General features: G+C 50.7%; 21 protein-coding genes and 3 pseudogenes. 13 read left to right on the top strand and 11 right to left on the bottom strand.

What is annotated here, in order from left to right; translation table 11 throughout:
• Nucleotides 1-15 precede the first annotated feature (15 nt).
• From METLU_RS0100110 to METLU_RS23940, 8 genes are all read right to left on the bottom strand, one after another.
• Nucleotides 16-729: a CTP synthase C-terminal region-related (seleno)protein gene (locus tag METLU_RS0100110; RefSeq protein ID WP_027156471.1), complete on the bottom strand. Its 714-nt coding sequence runs from the start codon at nt 727-729 to the stop codon at nt 16-18.
• A 142-nt stretch (nt 730-871) separates the two neighbouring features.
• Entirely contained in the window at nt 872-1,390 is a 519-nt protein-coding gene (locus tag METLU_RS28545) for an EamA family transporter (protein WP_231383503.1), read from the bottom strand.
• The gene (locus METLU_RS28540; protein ID WP_231383502.1) at nt 1,387-1,749 is read right to left on the bottom strand and encodes an EamA family transporter; all 363 of its coding nucleotides are present in this window, start codon (nt 1,747-1,749) and stop codon (nt 1,387-1,389) included. The genes METLU_RS28545 and METLU_RS28540 overlap by 4 nt, the downstream gene beginning before the upstream one ends.
• An 88-nt stretch (nt 1,750-1,837) precedes the next feature.
• Nucleotides 1,838-2,665, bottom strand: coding sequence for a 3-methyl-2-oxobutanoate hydroxymethyltransferase (gene panB / locus METLU_RS0100095; protein ID WP_027156470.1), 828 nt, complete (start codon nt 2,663-2,665; stop codon nt 1,838-1,840).
• A 155-nt stretch (nt 2,666-2,820) separates the two neighbouring features.
• Nucleotides 2,821-3,465, bottom strand: a complete 645-nt coding sequence (locus tag METLU_RS0100090) for an HAD-IA family hydrolase (protein ID WP_027156469.1) — start codon at nt 3,463-3,465, stop codon at nt 2,821-2,823.
• Nucleotides 3,466-4,392 carry a DMT family transporter gene (locus METLU_RS0100085; protein WP_027156468.1) on the bottom strand — a complete coding sequence of 309 codons (927 nt, stop codon included), beginning with the start codon at nt 4,390-4,392 and terminating at the stop codon, nt 3,466-3,468.
• A gap of 29 nt (nt 4,393-4,421) precedes the next feature.
• Nucleotides 4,422-4,886, bottom strand: a complete 465-nt coding sequence (locus METLU_RS26495; protein WP_051299688.1) for a GNAT family N-acetyltransferase — start codon at nt 4,884-4,886, stop codon at nt 4,422-4,424.
• 29 nt (nt 4,887-4,915) lie between these two features.
• Entirely contained in the window at nt 4,916-5,410 is a 495-nt protein-coding gene (locus tag METLU_RS23940; protein ID WP_051299687.1) for a recombinase family protein, read from the bottom strand.
• Between the two features lie 498 nt (nt 5,411-5,908).
• On the opposite strand from METLU_RS23940, the gene METLU_RS23935 reads away from it, so the two are divergent.
• The 3 genes from METLU_RS23935 (at nt 5,909) to METLU_RS0100060 (ending at nt 8,078) form a co-directional block, all read left to right on the top strand.
• A complete protein-coding gene (locus tag METLU_RS23935; protein WP_231383500.1) occupies nt 5,909-6,298 on the top strand; it encodes a YybH family protein in 390 nt (129 codons plus the stop codon).
• A 12-nt stretch (nt 6,299-6,310) separates the two neighbouring features.
• Complete coding sequence (locus METLU_RS0100065; RefSeq protein ID WP_027156467.1) at nt 6,311-6,796, top strand: AAA family ATPase; 486 nt, start codon at nt 6,311-6,313, stop codon at nt 6,794-6,796.
• Between the two features lie 229 nt (nt 6,797-7,025).
• Nucleotides 7,026-8,078, top strand: a complete 1,053-nt coding sequence (locus METLU_RS0100060; protein WP_027156466.1) for an IS630 family transposase — start codon at nt 7,026-7,028, stop codon at nt 8,076-8,078.
• Between the two features lie 22 nt (nt 8,079-8,100).
• On the opposite strand, the gene METLU_RS28895 is transcribed toward METLU_RS0100060, so the two are convergent.
• From METLU_RS28895 to METLU_RS0100050, 3 genes and pseudogenes are all read right to left on the bottom strand, one after another.
• On the bottom strand, nt 8,101-8,268 hold the full coding sequence (locus METLU_RS28895; protein ID WP_269209138.1) for a helix-turn-helix domain-containing protein: 168 nt from the start codon (nt 8,266-8,268) through the stop codon (nt 8,101-8,103).
• A 12-nt stretch (nt 8,269-8,280) separates the two neighbouring features.
• Nucleotides 8,281-8,382: pseudogene (locus METLU_RS28890) on the bottom strand (recombinase family protein); the annotation flags it as partial.
• 173 nt (nt 8,383-8,555) lie between these two features.
• On the bottom strand, nt 8,556-9,359 hold the full coding sequence (locus METLU_RS0100050) for a helix-turn-helix transcriptional regulator (RefSeq protein WP_027156465.1): 804 nt from the start codon (nt 9,357-9,359) through the stop codon (nt 8,556-8,558).
• 151 nt (nt 9,360-9,510) lie between these two features.
• Here METLU_RS0100050 and METLU_RS0100045 point away from each other — a divergent pair, with 151 nt between their 5' ends.
• The 10 genes and pseudogenes from METLU_RS0100045 to METLU_RS0100005 all read left to right on the top strand — a co-directional run.
• On the top strand, nt 9,511-10,017 hold the full coding sequence (locus METLU_RS0100045) for a hypothetical protein (protein ID WP_027156464.1): 507 nt from the start codon (nt 9,511-9,513) through the stop codon (nt 10,015-10,017).
• A gap of 110 nt (nt 10,018-10,127) precedes the next feature.
• Nucleotides 10,128-11,267: an ISAs1 family transposase gene (locus METLU_RS0100040; RefSeq protein WP_036242565.1), complete on the top strand. Its 1,140-nt coding sequence runs from the start codon at nt 10,128-10,130 to the stop codon at nt 11,265-11,267.
• Nucleotides 11,268-11,382: 115 nt separating this feature from the next.
• The gene (locus METLU_RS0100035) at nt 11,383-12,378 is read left to right on the top strand and encodes a ketopantoate reductase family protein (RefSeq protein WP_231383520.1); all 996 of its coding nucleotides are present in this window, start codon (nt 11,383-11,385) and stop codon (nt 12,376-12,378) included.
• Between the two features lie 410 nt (nt 12,379-12,788).
• Nucleotides 12,789-13,286 carry a helix-turn-helix domain-containing protein gene (locus tag METLU_RS0100030; protein ID WP_027156461.1) on the top strand — a complete coding sequence of 166 codons (498 nt, stop codon included), beginning with the start codon at nt 12,789-12,791 and terminating at the stop codon, nt 13,284-13,286.
• Nucleotides 13,259-13,427, top strand: a pseudogene (locus METLU_RS28535) (DDE-type integrase/transposase/recombinase); the annotation flags it as partial. The gene METLU_RS0100030 and the pseudogene METLU_RS28535, both read left to right, overlap by 28 nt.
• Nucleotides 13,428-13,616: 189 nt before the next feature.
• The gene (locus tag METLU_RS0100025; protein ID WP_027156460.1) at nt 13,617-13,856 is read left to right on the top strand and encodes a helix-turn-helix transcriptional regulator; all 240 of its coding nucleotides are present in this window, start codon (nt 13,617-13,619) and stop codon (nt 13,854-13,856) included.
• On the top strand, nt 13,853-15,121 hold the full coding sequence (locus METLU_RS0100020) for a type II toxin-antitoxin system HipA family toxin (protein WP_036242559.1): 1,269 nt from the start codon (nt 13,853-13,855) through the stop codon (nt 15,119-15,121). The genes METLU_RS0100025 and METLU_RS0100020 overlap by 4 nt, the downstream gene beginning before the upstream one ends.
• A 110-nt stretch (nt 15,122-15,231) precedes the next feature.
• Entirely contained in the window at nt 15,232-16,185 is a 954-nt protein-coding gene (locus METLU_RS0100015) for an IS5 family transposase (protein WP_027156458.1), read from the top strand.
• A gap of 72 nt (nt 16,186-16,257) precedes the next feature.
• Nucleotides 16,258-16,530 carry a hypothetical protein gene (locus METLU_RS0100010; protein ID WP_027156457.1) on the top strand — a complete coding sequence of 91 codons (273 nt, stop codon included), beginning with the start codon at nt 16,258-16,260 and terminating at the stop codon, nt 16,528-16,530.
• 303 nt (nt 16,531-16,833) lie between these two features.
• Nucleotides 16,834-17,456 (top strand): annotated as a pseudogene (locus METLU_RS0100005) (MBOAT family protein); the annotation flags it as partial.

Below are 17,456 nucleotides of genomic sequence, written 5' to 3'. Positions count from 1 at the left end.
GTAGGTCTTTGATGGCTAATGTTGGAAGCTAGGGATGTTAAACTGAATCACTACAGCCGCTAAGAAATCTGTAATCAGCGGATGTGGCTGTTCAGGTGTAGAGCGCTCCTGCGGTACAAACAATGTGCCAATGAAAAAGGGGTGATTCGGATACTCAATGACGCGCACTTCACCCTCAGCATCTGAGCCGGAAATAGTCATCGGCCCTTGCTTCAATAGAGGGATGCAATCCGGATTGACGCCGAAATTGCAGTAATACCGCTCTTTCGCCGACAAATTGCCGTAAATTACAGCCACCTGAGACCCGGGTACAAAACTAAGCTGCATCTCACGGCCAGCGAGTGAACAAGCCAATTGCGAAATGAACAGGCTTGAGGCGTATGGATCGTATTCGGCGTGCTGCGCCTCCTTGAAGCCCAGGACGTTACGGGCGTACTCAATCACGATATGCTGAAACCCGCCACAAGTGCCGAAACAGGGAATCTTGTTTTCCCTCGCATAGCGAATGGCCCATAAAGTCTTCTCCATGCTCTTGTACGGACTGCCAGGCGCCACCCATATGCCCGAGTGGCTATCAAACAGGCGTTGGTCAATGTCTTCCGTTGAAATCCATTCCGCCGTTATGTCTATATCCAAAAAGTTTCGAGCATGCTTGATGGCCGCATCGGTTGAAGCATGGGGTGGAAATGTCGGTGTATATTCACCAAGCAGGGCTATCGATTTACGCATAACGTTCAACTCCTTTGAGTGGTCTGATGATGTGGTAGAAAAACCCGCTAGCCAAAAGCGGGATCATGTATTTGATTTTTCATGAACTGATTTTTCAAACTTGGCCAATACGGCTTCTCGGACAGTTCCCGCGACAGCTTGCTCATGCCGGGCGGATGCGCATGGCCATGCGAGCGCCAGTCAAATTGATGCACAGCCCTGCAATGATCAATATGGCAGCGGCTAGCTTCCACTGGTAGAGCGGCTCTCCCAAGGCTAGCGCTGAACTCGTAAAGCCGAACACCGGCACCAGCAACGTAAACGGCGCCACTGTTGCCGCTGGATAGTGGCTCAGCAGCCAACTCCACACGGCGAAACCCAACAGAGTTGACAGATAGACGATATAGCCGACTGCCCCGATAGTGGGCCATGAAAGATGAGCCATGTCTTCAAGGCTCCAGCTGCCTTGCTCCAATATATACGACAGCAGCAGGAGTGGCGGCCAGGCAACGAGGCTTCCCCAAACCACCAGTGCCAGCATATCGACTTTATCGAGCTTCATGGCAATCAGGTTTCCTATGCCCCATGAGGCAGCGGCAGCAACGATTAAAATCAGGCCCAGCGCCGAGATTTCGCCGCCAGTATGGGCGGCAACCAGCCCAATGCCCGAAAATGCCGTCAAGGCGCCGATGATCTGCCAGACAGAGGCTGTTCAGCCAGAAATACGACAGCCAGTGCGACCGTGAAAAACACATGAACCTGAAGCATTAAAGACGCCAGGCCAGCCGTTGTTCCGGCATACATGCCAGAAAACAGCAGCGCGAACTGAGACGCGAACATCACCAGTCCGAAGGCCATAACGCTACGGAAAGGTACGGTGGGGCGTTTGATAAAAAAGACCGCCGGGAACGCGGCGAGAAAGAATCTGAGCGCGCAAAGCAGAAGGGGCGGAATTTCTTTCAGACCCACTTTAATGACAACGAAGTTGAATCCCCAAATAGCCACCACCAAGATGGCCAGTCCTATGTCCTTGCGATTCATCGATATTATCCTACGTTCCTTTGGTTAACCTAATGCCTGAAATTCACTGGCCTGCTCGGCTTTCCCGTTGGTCTGGTGAAATGGGGCGTTATGACTTATTGGCAACATCAAAGCAGTGTTCCAATGTTGGAAAGGCACCGGAGCGAACATCATCCTCGAATCTCGCGAACGATTCCCGTATCAATGCACTCAAGTCGATGTACTGTTTCGCGAATCGCGGGGTGTAGTCAGAGAATAGACCTAGAGCATCTTCAGTTACCAATACTTGACCATCGCATTCGGGCGAGGCTCCAATACCAATGGTTGGAATTTTTACAGAATTAGTGATTTTCCGTGCCGCTTCCTCACATGTCCCTTCTATCAGGAGACTGAATGCGTTGCACTTTTCGAGTTCCAACGAAAGCGCGACAAGTCGTTCTATCTCGTCTGGTGTACGTCCTTGAAACTTGAATCCCCCCATGGCATTGGCGTATTGGGGCATTAGGCCGATATGAGGCATTACCGGAATACCACGACTAGTAAGGAAGCCGACGGTTTCCAGCATTTCAATACCACCCTCTAACTTGAGGCCTTGAGCGCCAGTCTCCGCCATTACTTTAGCAGCGTTTCGATAAGCCTGTTGAGGAGATTCCTGATATGTGGAAAAGGGCATATCGATAATGACACAAGCGCGAGATGCCCCGCGAGTGACGGCCTTCCCGTGATTGATCATCATGTCAAGCGTAACCGGCAAGGTTGAATCCATGCCATACGCAACCATTCCCGTGGAATCCCCTACGATAATGATATCCACGAACTCATCCATTAGTTTCGCCATCGGCGTCGTGTACGCTGTAAGAGAGACAAGCCGGCCTCTTCCCTTTGTCGATCTAATCTGGGGAATAGTGATTCTTTGGGAAGTTGCGTGTGTACTCATTCCGGTTCCTATAAGTTATAACAAAGCAGTGGGAATTACCTGTTATTAGCCCAAAAAGGGGCTGCAAACAATTGATTTTTTCTAATTAACGGCTTCTCAACAGTTAGGTTTATTCCGCCAACACGCAACCCATTGCGCCATCGATAGTTGTTCATTTAGCCTTTGGCAAAGTGAGCGAGCAATTCAGGCAGCTCCAACATATCGTCAAATAGCACTGCCTCTCCGGCTCGCCGCGGCGAAGTTTCGCCATTTCGTACATATTGGAAAGCTTCCATGCCGGCTGCTGCGGCCGCCTCAATCCCCACTTCACTATCTTCTATCACCACGCATTGGCCAGGCATAAAGCCCATCGCCTTGGCGGCATATTGGAATAACCCAGGCTCCGGCTTCCAGGACCCCACTTCATACGAACTGAAGAGGTTATCGCCAAAATAAGGTGCGAGGCCGCTGACTTGCAGCGCCTGACGGATTTTCAATGGCGGCCCGCTTGAGGCGATGCACTTAGGGAAGTTCATGACTTCGAGCATTTCAAGAACCCCGGGCATCGGTTTCAGCTCGTGAGAAAAGAGTTCCGCCACACGCTGGCGGTACTGTTGTTCAAAAGCATCAGGCAATTTCTGGCAAAGACGGCGTTCAAGATCGGCAAGAATTTGGGCCAATTTTTTGCCTCGGTACCGTTGGGTCAATGACGCCACCGTCTCGTTCAACTGCGGAAGCAGATCGAGAAACGCTTGATTGCACAGCCCCTCGCTATCGACAAGCGTACCGTCCAAATCAAATATGACGCAGATCCTGGGCATTTACCGAAATGTCCAACGCCGGCTTGGCCTAGAGTCAGAATTGGCGCTTACCTGCTGGACAGGCTGCAAAGACTGATTTCTCTTCTGCTCCCAAAGCAAATTAATTAGGTTGCCTGCCATTATTAAGCCAGTGCCCAAAACCAAAAACTCATCTATGCGTTCGTTGTAAAGTGCATAGCCGACGAGCGCTATAAGTGGCAACCGGAGAAAATCCAAGGGCACCACCACCGATGCATCTGCCAAGGAAAGAGCTCGCACCATACAGTAGTGCGCGCTGAGCCCCATAATGCCGACTACTATCAGCCAAAGCCACTGTGCTGCTGCGGGAGTGACCCAATTAAAGATCGCCGGGACTAAACCCAGGGGAAGTTGAATCAACATCATGTAAAAGAGGATACATAGCGGCGTGTCCTGCTCTGCCAGTTTCTTAGTCAGCGTATGAGAAAGACCATACGCAAAGGCGCCGGACAGCATGACAAAGGCGGCTGGATGCACTACTGAACAACCGGGACGGAGGATAACGACGACGCCGGTTATGCCGAGGGCAATGGCTAGCAACCGACTCGCGCTGATGCGCTCATCCAGAAGAAGCGCCGCAAATATCACTGTCCAAAGCGGCACGGTGAACTCAATAGCAAACACTGCAGCCAGTGGAATAAGGGCAATAGCATAGAACCAACCGAACTGCCCACCGAAGTGAACAAGGTTCCGAGCAAAATGCGTTCTTATATTCCGCAATGAGATCTGCGTCCAGCCCATTCTTGTGAGTATGGCCGAGATAACTAGCAAACCGATAAAGCTGCGGATGGCTAGAAGCTGGAACGTGCCAAAATCAGCTGAGAGCTCGCGTACCGCCACGGCCATTGCGGAAAACGAGAGCAACGTACCAGCCATCCAAGCTGCGGCAATAACTACTGAGTGGCGCATAAGAGAATTGTTCCTTCACTGATCTAACGTTAAAGGTCGCCAGTCCGTGTTAGCGGTTCCGGTATACCGTCTTGTTGGGCTTTTTTTTCCATTTTAACGGTCATGCCATTTCTTTCCAAAACGACAAATCCCATTCGCTCATATAGCCGCTTGGCTGGATTGTCTTCAAAGGTTGTCAGACGAATGCTGACTCTTGAATGAGTGTCGAGTAGACGATTCAAAAGACTGGTGCCAATCCCTTGATTCTGCCAAGTGGGAGATAGCTGGATGTTGTCTATGTAAATGAAGGTGGCTTCTCTTATTATATTGAGATAACCCGCTCGTTTACCGGCAATGATCACCATGGCTATGTTTTCAACCACGAATCCTTTACGGAACTCGGCTGGAACCCAGCCTCCCCAGTGTTTACAGAACAAATCCTGCATGTTCCTTTTGGTGAGACGATAACAGTAGGTGTAATCATCAGATGTCGCGGGTCTAAGTTCGTAATCCATAGTTCACCGCTCGCACTCCATGCCATGGCCTAATAATTATTAAATAATAACAGGAGGCTGCCAGTGAAGGAAGTCACCATCGATGGTTTTAGCCATGAGATAACAGTTTCACACCATCTGGACGCAGTTCTCCTTTCGGTGAAACATGTCGGTACAACGTCTGCCGGGTAATACCCAATTCCTTGCAGAGAGCCCCGACGGTCGTCTCCGGCTGGCCCATGGCCGCCATGCTTGGCCACCGGCATCTTGAACGGCCGTCCGCCTTTTCGACCGCGTGCACGGGCCGAGGCCAGCCCCGCTACCGTGCGCTCAGTGATGAGTTCCCGTTCAAATTCGGAAAGGGCCGCGAAGATGCCGAACACAAGTTTACCGGCAGCAGTGGTCGTGTCGATGGCGGCACCATGCCCATTTAGCACCTTAAGGCCGACGCTTCGGCCCGTCAGATCATGGACTGTATTGACCAAATGGCGCAGATCGCGTCCTAGTCGGTCCAGTTTCCACACCAGCAGCGTATCGCCTGTCATTTTTCAAAGTCGATGTCAGCGGATTGTCAAAATCGATGTCAGCAGAGAGTCAAGAGCGTGGAATAGGCCGCACAACCATTGGGTAATTAGTTATCATGGATAAAAGCGGTGCCAACTAGTTTCCTGAAAGCGGACGGCCCCAATTAGGAAAACGCTGAATAAATCGACATTTGCATTACGCGGCATGTGTAAGGCTTTGATTTCGCCGGACGCGCAACCGCCAGTTTCGAATAAATCAGCGATTCTTTAAGGGATGGCGAACGGCTACAGCCTCGATACGATAGCCTGTCACTCGTCCGTGCTGACCCGTAGCATTGACCGGTATCTAGGCATTTGGTAAATTGAATGTATGAAAGCCGCCTCCCAATTCAATTTGGCCATTATTTCCACCATTTTAAAAATGGTGGGTTAGCGCGCTTTTGATTATTCACTGCAACCCGCCAAGAGGCGGGTTTTTTATGTCCGTCTCCTGGCACTTACTTAACCAAGGAGATTGACATGGAATACCAACAGATAATAAAGGCAATCAAGGCTGCTGACGAAGCGATTACCAGCGAGGACTTCGACGCTTTGATGGAGTTCTACGCGGACGACGCAGTACTTGTCATCAAGCCTGGCTTAATCGCGAAAGGCAAGGAAAATATCCGCAAGGCATTTGTCGCCATTGCTGACTATTTCGGCCACAACCTTGTTGTCAAGCAAGGCGAAATTCAGGTCATACAGGGTGCTAATACGGCACTGGTCATCATGGAGACCATTTTGGAGACAGTTGATTCAAAGGGGGGGGGGAGGCGAGAACGACTCGTCGCGCTACCTACGTATTCCGCGAAGAGTTGGACGGTAAATGGCTTTGCGTTGTCGACAATTCTTATGGAACGGACCTGTTAGGAGTAGCGTGATATGCAAAAGACACTAACTACGCTACACCTGCTATGCGGAAAAATAGCCTCTGGAAAATCAACACTTGCCAAAGAACTCGCCACTCAGCCAAGCACAGTGATCATTGGCGAAGATGATTGGCTTGCACACCTTTTTCCAGGTGAAATAAATACGATAGAAGACTATGTCCGTTGCGCCGCCAATTTGCGAAATGCGATTGGCCCACATGTGACCGCGTTGCTTCGGGCGGGAGTGTCAGTTGTCCTGGATATCCCTGCCAACACGGTCGCAACCCGAAAATGGATGACAAGTCTTCTTGATGGTGTTCCATCCGAACATCTGTTGCATCTTCTGGAAACCACTGACGCCGACTGTATGACTCGCTTACGTGCACGAAATGCTGCCGGTACTCATGCGTTTTCTGTCTGCGATAAAGATTTTGAAATCATCACAGGTCATTTTGTGGCACCTCGCCAAGAAGAGGGATTCAATATCATTCGACATTAGGGAGCCATTCACAACCAACGTCTGCTTTTCGCGTGACCAATGGCTGGTTAGGCTCGGTCTTTGTCGGCCAATTCGCTGCCGACAAAGACTTCGATAAATGACAAGTCCAGAAGATGTCTGTTTTCTGGAATCCATTAACCATTCTCTTTCTGACTGTCACTTTTTAAAGCCGATGTCAGCTAGTGTTTAATTGCGCTAATAGCATTAATTATGATTTATACTAGGCCTTATGCCTAGAAAAGCCATAGCAATCCTATTAACAGATGAACAAAAAGCCCGGTTGGAGAAAATCACGCGCAGCCATAGCGCAGAGCGTAGATTGGTTGAACGAGCCGGTATTATTTTAGCTTGCCAAGAGATCGCCGCCGATTATGGGACGTCTGTTGTCCGGGTCAGCAAATGGCGCAGGCGCTTTGCCGAGCATGGTTTTGCAGGGTTTGATGATGAACAACGGCCCGGCCAGCCGGCGATTTATGGTCAAGCGTTCAGAGACAAACTGTTGGCCAAACTGGAAACCCAGCCGCCAGCAGGCTTGGCCCGCTGGGACTGTCAAACCTTGGCCGAGGACTTAGGCGCCAGTAAGCATGCAGTTTGGCGGGTCTTAAAAAAAGAGGGCATTCACTTGCATAGAGCCCGGAGTTGGTGCGTCAGCACCGACCCGGAGTTTACCGAAAAATCGGCGGCTATCATTGGTCTGTATTTGAACTCGCCCTTGAATGCTTTGGTGTTAAGTGTCGATGAGAAACCCAGTATCCAGGCTCTGGAGAGGAAAACGGGTTATATTGAAACGCGGGATCACCAGACGGTTCGTGCCTACCAAAGCACTTATCAGCGTCACGGCACGTTAAATCTGTTTGCCGCCTTAAATGTGGCGACAGGTCATATTCAAGCGCAAACTACACAGACGAAAACGCGGGAAGACTTTCTGCAGTTTATGGATCAAGTGCTGCAGGAGGTGCCTGAAGATAAAGCCGTGCACGTGATTCTGGATAATTACTGCACGCACAAGAAAAACGATGAATGGTTAAAAAAGTATGAGGGGCATGTGCAGTTTCACTTTACGCCGACCTCGGCCAGTTGGCTGAATCAAATCGAAATCTGGTTTGGTATTTTGTCGCGTAAGACTTTGAAAGAAGCCAGTTTCAGTAGCGCTGAAGAATTAAAAAATGCGATTGAGGCTTTTATTGTTCGACATAACAAAAAGGCTCAACCGTTCAAATGGCGCCGTCGTGAGGTGAAAGGCAGCCAAATCAAAAATACAATAACTAATTTACGCAATTAAACACTAGGAGTTGGAGCGGCGATCAATCTCCATCGGAGGCTGGCACGAATCTACCGATTGCACGGTATAAAGTAGCCTGATGACAGTTCAGGATGCGGGCGGCATCGCGCACGGGCGTACCTTCGGCACACAATCGGTGCCCGAGCGCAATCTGCTCGATGGTCAGTTTCGGTGGACGGCCGAAGCGTATGCCTTTTTTCTGGGCAGCAAGACAACCGGCGCTGGTTCGCTCAGCAATCAGAGAGCGTTCAAACTCGGCGATGCCCGCAAAAACAGTCAGCACCATCTTGCCAGACGGCGAGGTCGTGTCTGCCCCAGGGGTTACGCATTAAAACTGTTTTCTGCTAACACTGACTTTTTGCGCATCCGAAGAGTAGATGAGCCATATAGTCATTGTTCCACCCTGCGCTTTTGCGCCGTCCACGTAGACTGAATTTATTGCTCTTATCTTTTCTGACTGAGCGCCAGCTTACCGCGCTATAGCTGCAACCTTGCCAGTCTGTGCAAACCTATCGTCGGCGACGTGCCAAAAATCTTGCGGTATTCATGGCTGAAGTGTGCGGAATCGGTAAAGCCGGTAGCATGTGCCGCAGTCGTAAAGTTGTGCCCGCGGATGATCTCGCGTATCGCCTGACGCATGCGGTTCCACCCCCGGTAACGCCGAAACGGCACGCCGATTTGCTGGCTAAACAAGTGCTGGAAGCGCGACGGCGACAAACCCACCTGAGCCGCCAGCGCGGCCACGGAAGTCAGATCGTCGCCGTGTTCGAACAAATAATCGACAATACGGGTCAGGCGTGGATCGATAGCCTCGGCTTGGGCTCGTCGCTGGGAATAGCCTAGCAAATCCTGTAACGCGTCCGTTGTCCAGTCTGGCTTGTAGCGGCCTTCGTATAAATCGCGCATGCAGTTTATTTCGCCCCCGTTACCAATCAGTGCACCATTGAGCGTCCGGCTGTTGTCGATTAGCGGCTTAAACACATCGGCACCGCCGAAGACCGGTTCGATATATAACACAGCAATCGGCTCGCCGCCGACATCCAATTCATGCAAAACGCCAGCCGGTATGATCGCGGTGCGACACAACAACCAGTCGCCGCCGTGCAGACGTAACTGAAACTTGCCGTACAAGCCCGCCAAAAACACCGGTGCACCGTGTTGGTGGCTGGCATTGTAGTACAACGGCCCGGTAAAAAGGGTGCAATTGTCGCGGATGTCCCACAGCGCGTCCAATTCGCCGTTTTCCGCAGCACGTTCGTACAAGCACGATGGTTGCCTCATTGCTTACACTCCTTTTGTCACAAGCCATTCAGGTTTGAGGCAGTCTAGCCGAAAACCGCTCGGACTGGCAATGCCAAGCTACGCTCGGCCGCTGGCTATGACAAACCATCATATCAACGGGCGTACGGCCCACCATTTGCAGAGGACACCAATGAAGCAACAACCGACTATTTCCACGCCTAATCTGATTCTGCTCGGGTTCGCCGGGCTGTGTTTGGCCATCGCCCTGGCTATCGCCTGGGTGCTGGGTGTGACTTTGTTTTTTCCAGCCGGCGTGTTGGCCGGCCATTTGGCGGAGCGCGACGACGTCATCCGTGCGCATGTCGATTACCTGATGATGGCACAGTTTCTGTTCATCTTTTTCCTGCTGTTCCGGCAATATGCTATCGAGCCGCCGCTATGGCTGGTAGCCGCCTGCTGCTTCGGCGCGTTCTTCAATCCGCTAGCCTTCTTGATCAGGGGCCTCACCCCTAAAGCCGTTGAGGTAATGCCGGTCGAACCGCATTTTCCGCTACAGGCCTTGCTGAGTTTTTCACTGACAACGGTTGGTTTTTTGGGCGCAGTGCTGCTGGTGATCCGCGCCGTATGGCAATTACGTAGACGGCCGAATAACAGCTGCCAGGAAACCGCCAACCCGCCCATGCAGGGTTTCCGTTAAAGCTTCAACCTATATATGGACTTATATGAACACCTCCCCAGGGGTTACGATTAAAATCATTCCGACTCTAAGCGATAATCTTCCACTTTTTATAACGGTGGAGGCAAGTCATGGTGGATGGGATTGTGGAGTCTTTTTCGGAGTTATCCGATCCACGCCGCCCGGGGCGTGTCCAGCATAAACTGATTGATATCCTGGTCATTGCGGTCAGCGCCGTCATTGCCGGTGCAGAAACCTGGACAGATATTGCCAATTACGGCGCCATGAAGCAGGCTTGGCTCGCGACCTTCCTGGATTTGAGCGATGGTGTGCCATCGCATGATACCTTTCGCCGGGTGTTCACCCTCATTAACCCCAACAACTTCGAACAGTGTTTTTACCGATGGGTCACCGGCTATGCGGAGGCTTTGGATCGGGAAGTCATCGCGATCGATGGCAAAACCGTGCGCCGCTCTTTTAACAAAGGTACCCAGCAGGGACCGCTGCATATCGTCAGCGCCTTTGCCACCGAGCAAGGTTTAAGCCTCGGGCAACTGGCGGTGGACGGAAAATCCAACGAAATTACCGCCGTACCGGAACTGCTGGACAGCCTGTCCCTGGCCGGCAACATCGTCACCCTGGACGCCATGGGTTGCCAGCGTGCCATTGCCCAGAAGATTTTGGATCAGCAAGCCGACTATATCCTGGCGCTCAAAGGGAATCAGGGAAACCGGCATAAGGCGGTGGTGAATTACTGTGAAGCCGCTTGCTTAAGTAGGTCAGCCCCTCTCAAGCCCTTCTATGACGCGTTTGATGAAACCCATGGCCGTCTGGTCCGGCGGCGGGCCTGGGTTTGTCCTGAGGCGAGTGAACTGGACGCGTTACGGGATTGGCCCGGGATTCGCAATGTCCTGGCGATAGAGACCATCCGCAGCGTCGCGCATAGCCATGAAGTCCAGGCAGAGATACGCTATTACCTGACCAGTTGCGATGATGCGCCAGAGGTCTTGGTTCAAGCCGTGCGCCGCCACTGGGCGATTGAAAACAGCTTGCATTGGGTGTTGGATGTCACCTTCCGGGAAGACGATAGTCGTAGTCGCGATAAAGTGGCAACGCGATCCTTTGCGCTGCTACGCAAGATGGCGCTCAACATCGTCAGGCAAGATAAGAGCAACCAATTCAGCCTGCGTGGACGGCGCCAAAACGCCGAATGGAACAATGACTATATGGCTCATCTATTCTTCGGATGCACAAAAAGTCATTGTCAGTAAGGAAATAGTTTTAATGCCTAACCCCTGGGGTTTGAACGCTACTGACAGACTATGGTATTTTGATTTGTGCCCATTAAGGCAATGATATGCGGGCTCTGGCCGATTTTTGCTGACAGTGTATGGCTATAAACAAGCCGCTGAATTTCAATCAATTTTAAGAAAAGGATATTTGATGCAGATTTTGATTTTAGGTGCGGGTGGAATTGGCGGTTACTTTGGAGCCCGACTCCAGGAAGCGGGGGGTAACGTCACCTTTCTTGTGCGGCCTGATCGCGCAGTACGCTTACGAACAGAAGGACTACGAGTTCTGAGCCCTTTAGGCAATGCCCATATTACGCCCCACATCGTAAGTTACATTGAAAGTGGTCAAACATACGATGTGATAATTTTGTCGTGTAAGGCCTATGACCTTGACTCTGCTATAGAAGCGGTGGCGCCAGCCGTCGGGCCAGAAAGCATGCTCGTACCATTACTGAATGGACTTGCTCATTTGGATGTCCTCGATTTCCACTTTGGCTGTAGTACTGTTCAAGGCTGTCTCGCGCATCTTGCGGTCACGCTATTGAAGGCAGGCGAAATTAGGCATCTTAACCAGCTAAATCGCCTAGTTATCGGTTCGAGGTCACTCAAAAAATCCAAGTGGCTGGAGCCATTCGCACATCTTTTATCCGAAGCGTCTGTCGAGTGCCTTATATCTGACAACATCGAACAAGACATGTGGGACAAGTTCGTGTTTATTTCAACATTTGCTGCCGCTACCTGCACCATGCGAGCCAGCATCGGCGATATATTGGCCACGAGTAACGGTAAGGATTTTCTAAGCGGGCTACTATTAGAGTGTGTAAGTGTTGCCGAGACTTACCAGCATGCGCCTGATGGCGGCCAGATGATGGACTATCGTTCCTTCCTGCTCGAGCCAGGATCGCTGGCTACCGCCTCAATGCTAAGAGATATCGAAAATGGCGGACGAACGGAGGGTGAACACGTGCTTGGCGACATAGTTAGCCGGGGTACGAAAAAGGGCCTTGATCTCCCCCTGCTCACATTAGCCTACAATCATCTTCAGGCCTATGAACTGCGTCGCCTGCGCAACCTTGAGTTACCGCAATAATTGCTGAAAGTCGTATCGGATAATTCCGAAAAAGACGCCACAATCCCATCCACGATGACTTTCTTCCACTGTTTTAAAAAATGGAAGATTATCGCTTAGAGTCGGAATGATTTTAATGCGTAACCCCCTGCCGCTCTTTCCGGCATTAATGGGGAATGTTCGCCATGTGTCACTTTTCAAAGTCGCTGTCAGCAGGAATCGGCCAGAGCCCGCATATCACCTTGATGGGCGCAAATCAAAATGTCATAGTCGATGTCAGTAGCATTCAAACCCGATGTCAGCACGTTGCAAATCGTCGAAGTTGACGTCAGCACGTCGCAAAAATGGGTAAACCTAGAGCAATTGTCTGTTACTTGAGATCAACTTGTACTGCTAAAATAGAGTTTTATTGATAACGGACATGATCGAAGATGCCCAAACCTTATTCAGAAGACCTGCGCCTGCGTATTGTGAAAGCCGTTGAAAGCGGTAAGACGACCAGCGCAGTCAGCGCGATCTATCAAGTGAGCCCCTCTTTTGTCTCGAAAGTGCATCAACTATGGAAACAGACCGGGGGCGTTCAGGGCAAGCAGATCGGTGGTTATCGGCATGCCCTGCTGGAACCTTATGAAGCGGCCATCAGGGAACAACTGGCGCATAGCCCGTCGATGACCTTGAAGGAACTACAGAATTGGCTGGAAAACGAACAAAACATCAGCGTTTCGATGTCGGCCATTGCTAAGTTTATTCGGCACAAGCTGGGTTATCGCACAGTATTGGTTATTCAATTGCGTATGAAAATAGTTGCCGGTCAGACCGATGTTGGAAATCGGCCATGGAAGCAGGCAGTCGGCAATAATTTATCAATTGCTCAAACCAAACGGTTCTGTTGCGTTAGCAAATCGAGATACGCCAGAGCCAATATCTGAACAATCGGATTGAGCAGGACCACCGGGTCGTCAAACCAATGCTCGGCTTCAAATCCTTCCGTTCAGCCAGGACCCACTTTGCAAGGCATCGAGCTGATGCATAGGATCAAGAAAGGCCAGAGGGTTTCTGTCAATAACTAAAATCTATCCGCTGCAAGACAGTTTTATTCATTGGCCGCCTAAAACCAATTTGGCATGCCCAAGTTGCGATTGACGGAAATTAACGCGCAACAAAACCCTTAAAAATACCGATCGGGAATATTGAGTTGCCATGCTGTTAGCTTAACAGATAGAATTACCGAACGGTAATAATAACGGGTATGATACATCATGAATTCAGAAAAACGACCGAACGGTAATATCCGCTCGGCAAAGGACGCAGGCCGGATCATTGCTGCCCATAGAAAAGCCCAAGCCCTTACCCAAGCCGATCTTGCCGGGCTGGGACAAACCGGCACCCGTTTTATCAGTGATCTGGAAAACGGCAAAGGCACGGTGCAATTCGACAAGGTGATGCATATTTTGGACTTGCTCGGCCTCGATGTTGTGATCATGGATCGCAACCGATGAAGCGTCTGTCCGTTTATGCCGGAGAACATTTAGTCGGCTGCTTAAACGAAGATGGGGGAAACGGCATGTCCTTTGTCTATTCGTCGCATTGGCTGGCCAACCCTGAGGCTATTCCTTTATCGCCTGAACTGCCGCTTGCCGACCAGGTCTTTCGAGGAGACCTGGTGACCGCATTTTTCGAAAATCTTTTGCCGGAAGGCGATGTGCTCGAATTCATTAGCAAGGCCGCACATATTTCTTCGGGCAATATTTTTGGCTTGCTGGAACGCTTTGGCGGCGATACTGCCGGAGCTTTCTCCATTTTGCCGGAAGGCATGCGGCCATCCGATCAGCCGCATTATCTTCCGGTAACGCCAGAATCAATACTGCAATGGTTTGACCGTTCCAGAGGCATTCCGCTCGATCTCTCGGGCGAACAAGCCCGCATGTCACTATCGGGTGCCCAAGACAAGATGACGGTGTTTATCGATGCCAACGGTGATATCTCGATTCCGTTAGGGGCTGCGCCATCCAGTCACATCATCAAGCCGTCCTTGCAACATCGCCATGACATCCCGAATACGGCTATTAACGAAGCGATGATCATGATGCTCGCGCATCACAGCAAGCTTGATGTCGCTGAAGTCCGTTATGCTGCCGAACTGGGCGCCGTGGTCATCAGGCGCTATGATCGCGAAACAGGTCCTGGCGGGCGGCTCCGGCGTTTGCATCAAAACGATCTGTGCCAGGTACTGGGAATTCCTTCCGGCAAGAAATACGAGTCTGAAGGCGGCCCTTCTTTAAAAACCTGCTTTGAAACGGTATTGGCGCATAGCACTCAACCAGCACTCGATAAAAAGCGCCTGATCGAATGGGTGATATTCAATGTGTTGGTCGACAATATGGATGGCCACGCTAAAAATTTATCGCTGATAACTATCGGCAAACGAACCCGACTGGCCCCGTTTTACGATCTGGTTTGTACCACCGTATACCCCAACTTAAGCCAGAAACTGGCGTTTAAGATTGGCGGTGAAAACCGGCCACGATGGCTGTTGCTCCGCCATTGGGACCGTTTCGCCGAAGAAATCGCCGCTAAACCGCAGTTTGTTCACAAAACCATGACGGACATGATTCAACGCGTCGAGTCAGCCTTGCCGAATACGGTAACCATGCTTCGATCGACAATCTCGAAGCCGGACGAATGGCTGATGATTGAGCAAATCCAGGAGCGGGTGCGAACATCTGCCGTGCAGATGAAAACCAGGATGAAAAATTCAGGTTGATCAGACATCACAAACGCCTCTTCGACAGGCGCCGGCATGTTTAACCTGATTGTCATTCGCAGAAACTCAAATCATTAAACTACTTTATCAGGCATGGAAAACTTCATGGATTGGCGTATAAACATAACGAGAGCCGCCGCCATAAAATCAACAAATCTCGTTATCAAGTGACGAACTGGCATGACTACACTAATGGGTTACGTCAACGCGGTGATTTTACGATCTGGTTTACTGATGAAGCGATAGCGGGGTGGCATCCAGTCAAGACGGGAGCTCGCGGGCGGCCACGTGAATATTCTGATATTGCGATAGAAACCGCCGGGTTTATTCGCCAGGTCTTTCATCTGTCGTTACGCCAAACCGAAGGCTTCATGAATTCGCTGGCCTGGGTTATAAAAGCTGAAATCACCATTCCTGACTTCAGCAGCATTGCCAAACGCAGCATTACTTTACCCAGGCCTATCCTGACCAAAGCGGTGGAACCGGGTAGTATCGTCATCGTCGATTCCACCGGACTCAAGGTTTACGGCAAAGACAAATGGCACCAGGAAAAACACGCTGTTCCTGCTCGACGTACCTGGCGTAGACTGCATCTTGCGATCGATGAAGATCATCACGTTCTGGCCTGTGAACTCACCCTGCCAGAAGTGGGTGATCCCACAGCAGTTCCAGATCTCCTCGACCAAATTATCACCCCTTTCGACACTTTCATGGGCGATGGCGCCTACGATGGTGAACCGGTTTCTCAAGCGGTTTTAAATAAGCAACCTAATGCGCAAGTAGTGGTTCCACCGCCCAAGAATGCAGTTTGTTCAGACGCTGGTGACACACAGCGAGACCAGCATATTCAAACCCTTGCTGAACAAGGCCGCCTAGCTTGGCAACGAAAAACGGGTTACAACCTTCGAAGCTATGTTGAGCTTGCCATGCAGCGTTATAAGCGCATTTTCGGCAACACCATGAAATCGCGCGCGCTGCCGCAACAAAAAACTGAAGCATGGATCAGTGCGTCTGCACTCAACAGAATGACCGATCTGGGTATGCCTGTGTCTATCAAAATCTAGCGCAAAAGCTAGAAATGGTGAGCTTCGGCCAAATTTCGATTTATTCAACAACGCCGCTGGACCGTATTTCTGGTGATTTCTGCACTGTCGGACACCTATTGGCCGCGGCCTTATTATTTAAGTGTGGTCCTCAGACGGTTTGAAAAACTTAAAGATCCGGTTGCCGATATACCTCTTAAATCAGTGGGTGGCCTTATTATTAGCGATAATGATTTTCAACCTGTTAGCCGGGAAAAAATGCAGGTCGCTATAAACACGGATATTAATGGCAAACCATTGCCGAAAGATCCAACTGTTCGTGTCGTTGATGTGAGAGAGCTCGTTCCTGAATTGTTCACCAAGTAAAAAATAAATGACTCTATAGAAAGAGAAGGTTGTTAAGCGAAGTGGGTTATGTATGGGAAAAGGGGAGTTTTAGCGGTGGCACGGATGGAGGCCAAGGCTTTCCTATGTCAATGATATAATATGCTTTTCCTAAACGGAAAAGCACAGTCATTTTTCCTCTCTCCTGCATTCCTGCCTGTAATCTCATCCCGACGCTGTGCTATTAAAACGAAAGGCTAGCGAAAAACGGCGTCTTTCGACCCGACAGGCATTCAACAGAACCATTAACATAGCCAGCCTGATCAACTTTTTTTCGGGCTGCTTATGCTTTTCAATTCACCTGAATTCATTTACTTTTTTCTGCCCTTCGTCATCGCGGGCTGGTGGGGTCTGAACGCTCTGCAACGCAAACAGGACGCGCAGCGGTTCGTGATCCTCTGCTCGATCTATTTCTATGGCTGGTGGGACACGCGTTATGTGCCGCTGCTGGTCGGCAACGCCATCGGCAACTTCTATCTGGGCCAGCAAATAGCGAAAACCCGGTCCAGGGCGCTGCTGATTGCAGGACTGCTCTACAACATCGGTCTGCTCGGCTATTTCAAGTACGCTGATTTCTTGCTGGAAAACTGGAATCTGGCCACCGGCTCGGCCTACCCCATGCTCCAGCTGGTTCTGCCTTTGGGCTTGTCGTTTTTCACCTTTCAGGTCATCGCTTATCTGGTGGATTGCTATAAAGGTTATGTTGAGGACTTCGATCTGGGCCGCTTCGCGTTCTCGATCTCGTTCTTCCCGCACCTGATCGCCGGCCCGATCCTGCATTATTCGGACGTCATGCCGCAGTTGCGCGAACGCGTGGTTTTTGACGCCCGGCAATTCTCCCAGGGCCTGTTCCTGTTCGCGGCCGGTCTGTGCAAGAAAAGCGTCATCGCTGACCGCATCGCCGAGCA

Origin of the sequence: Methylobacter luteus IMV-B-3098 (assembly GCF_000427625.1) — a bacterium.
Classification (GTDB): Bacteria; Pseudomonadota; Gammaproteobacteria; order Methylococcales; family Methylomonadaceae; genus Methylobacter; species Methylobacter luteus.
This window is presented reverse-complemented; position numbering and strand designations above follow the sequence as displayed.

What these genes read in the sequence shown, in the direction of transcription:
- METLU_RS0100090 (WP_027156469.1), bottom strand. Translation starts at nt 3,465, where the DNA reads ATGCCCAGGATCTGCGTCATATTTGATTTGGACGGTACGCTTGTCGAT.
- METLU_RS23935 (WP_231383500.1), top strand. Translation starts at nt 5,909, where the DNA reads ATGGAATACCAACAGATAATAAAGGCAATCAAGGCTGCTGACGAAGCG.
- METLU_RS0100060 (WP_027156466.1), top strand. Translation starts at nt 7,026, where the DNA reads ATGCCTAGAAAAGCCATAGCAATCCTATTAACAGATGAACAAAAAGCC.
- METLU_RS23940 (WP_051299687.1), bottom strand. Translation starts at nt 5,410, where the DNA reads ATGACAGGCGATACGCTGCTGGTGTGGAAACTGGACCGACTAGGACGC.
- panB (WP_027156470.1), bottom strand. Translation starts at nt 2,665, where the DNA reads ATGAGTACACACGCAACTTCCCAAAGAATCACTATTCCCCAGATTAGA.
- METLU_RS0100040 (WP_036242565.1), top strand. Translation starts at nt 10,128, where the DNA reads ATGGTGGATGGGATTGTGGAGTCTTTTTCGGAGTTATCCGATCCACGC.
- METLU_RS0100025 (WP_027156460.1), top strand. Translation starts at nt 13,617, where the DNA reads ATGAATTCAGAAAAACGACCGAACGGTAATATCCGCTCGGCAAAGGAC.
- METLU_RS0100030 (WP_027156461.1), top strand. Translation starts at nt 12,789, where the DNA reads ATGCCCAAACCTTATTCAGAAGACCTGCGCCTGCGTATTGTGAAAGCC.
- METLU_RS0100085 (WP_027156468.1), bottom strand. Translation starts at nt 4,392, where the DNA reads ATGCGCCACTCAGTAGTTATTGCCGCAGCTTGGATGGCTGGTACGTTG.
- METLU_RS0100020 (WP_036242559.1), top strand. Translation starts at nt 13,853, where the DNA reads ATGAAGCGTCTGTCCGTTTATGCCGGAGAACATTTAGTCGGCTGCTTA.
- METLU_RS0100045 (WP_027156464.1), top strand. Translation starts at nt 9,511, where the DNA reads ATGAAGCAACAACCGACTATTTCCACGCCTAATCTGATTCTGCTCGGG.
- METLU_RS0100050 (WP_027156465.1), bottom strand. Translation starts at nt 9,359, where the DNA reads ATGAGGCAACCATCGTGCTTGTACGAACGTGCTGCGGAAAACGGCGAA.
- METLU_RS0100065 (WP_027156467.1), top strand. Translation starts at nt 6,311, where the DNA reads ATGCAAAAGACACTAACTACGCTACACCTGCTATGCGGAAAAATAGCC.
- METLU_RS28540 (WP_231383502.1), bottom strand. Translation starts at nt 1,749, where the DNA reads ATGAATCGCAAGGACATAGGACTGGCCATCTTGGTGGTGGCTATTTGG.
- METLU_RS26495 (WP_051299688.1), bottom strand. Translation starts at nt 4,886, where the DNA reads ATGGATTACGAACTTAGACCCGCGACATCTGATGATTACACCTACTGT.
- METLU_RS0100110 (WP_027156471.1), bottom strand. Translation starts at nt 729, where the DNA reads ATGCGTAAATCGATAGCCCTGCTTGGTGAATATACACCGACATTTCCA.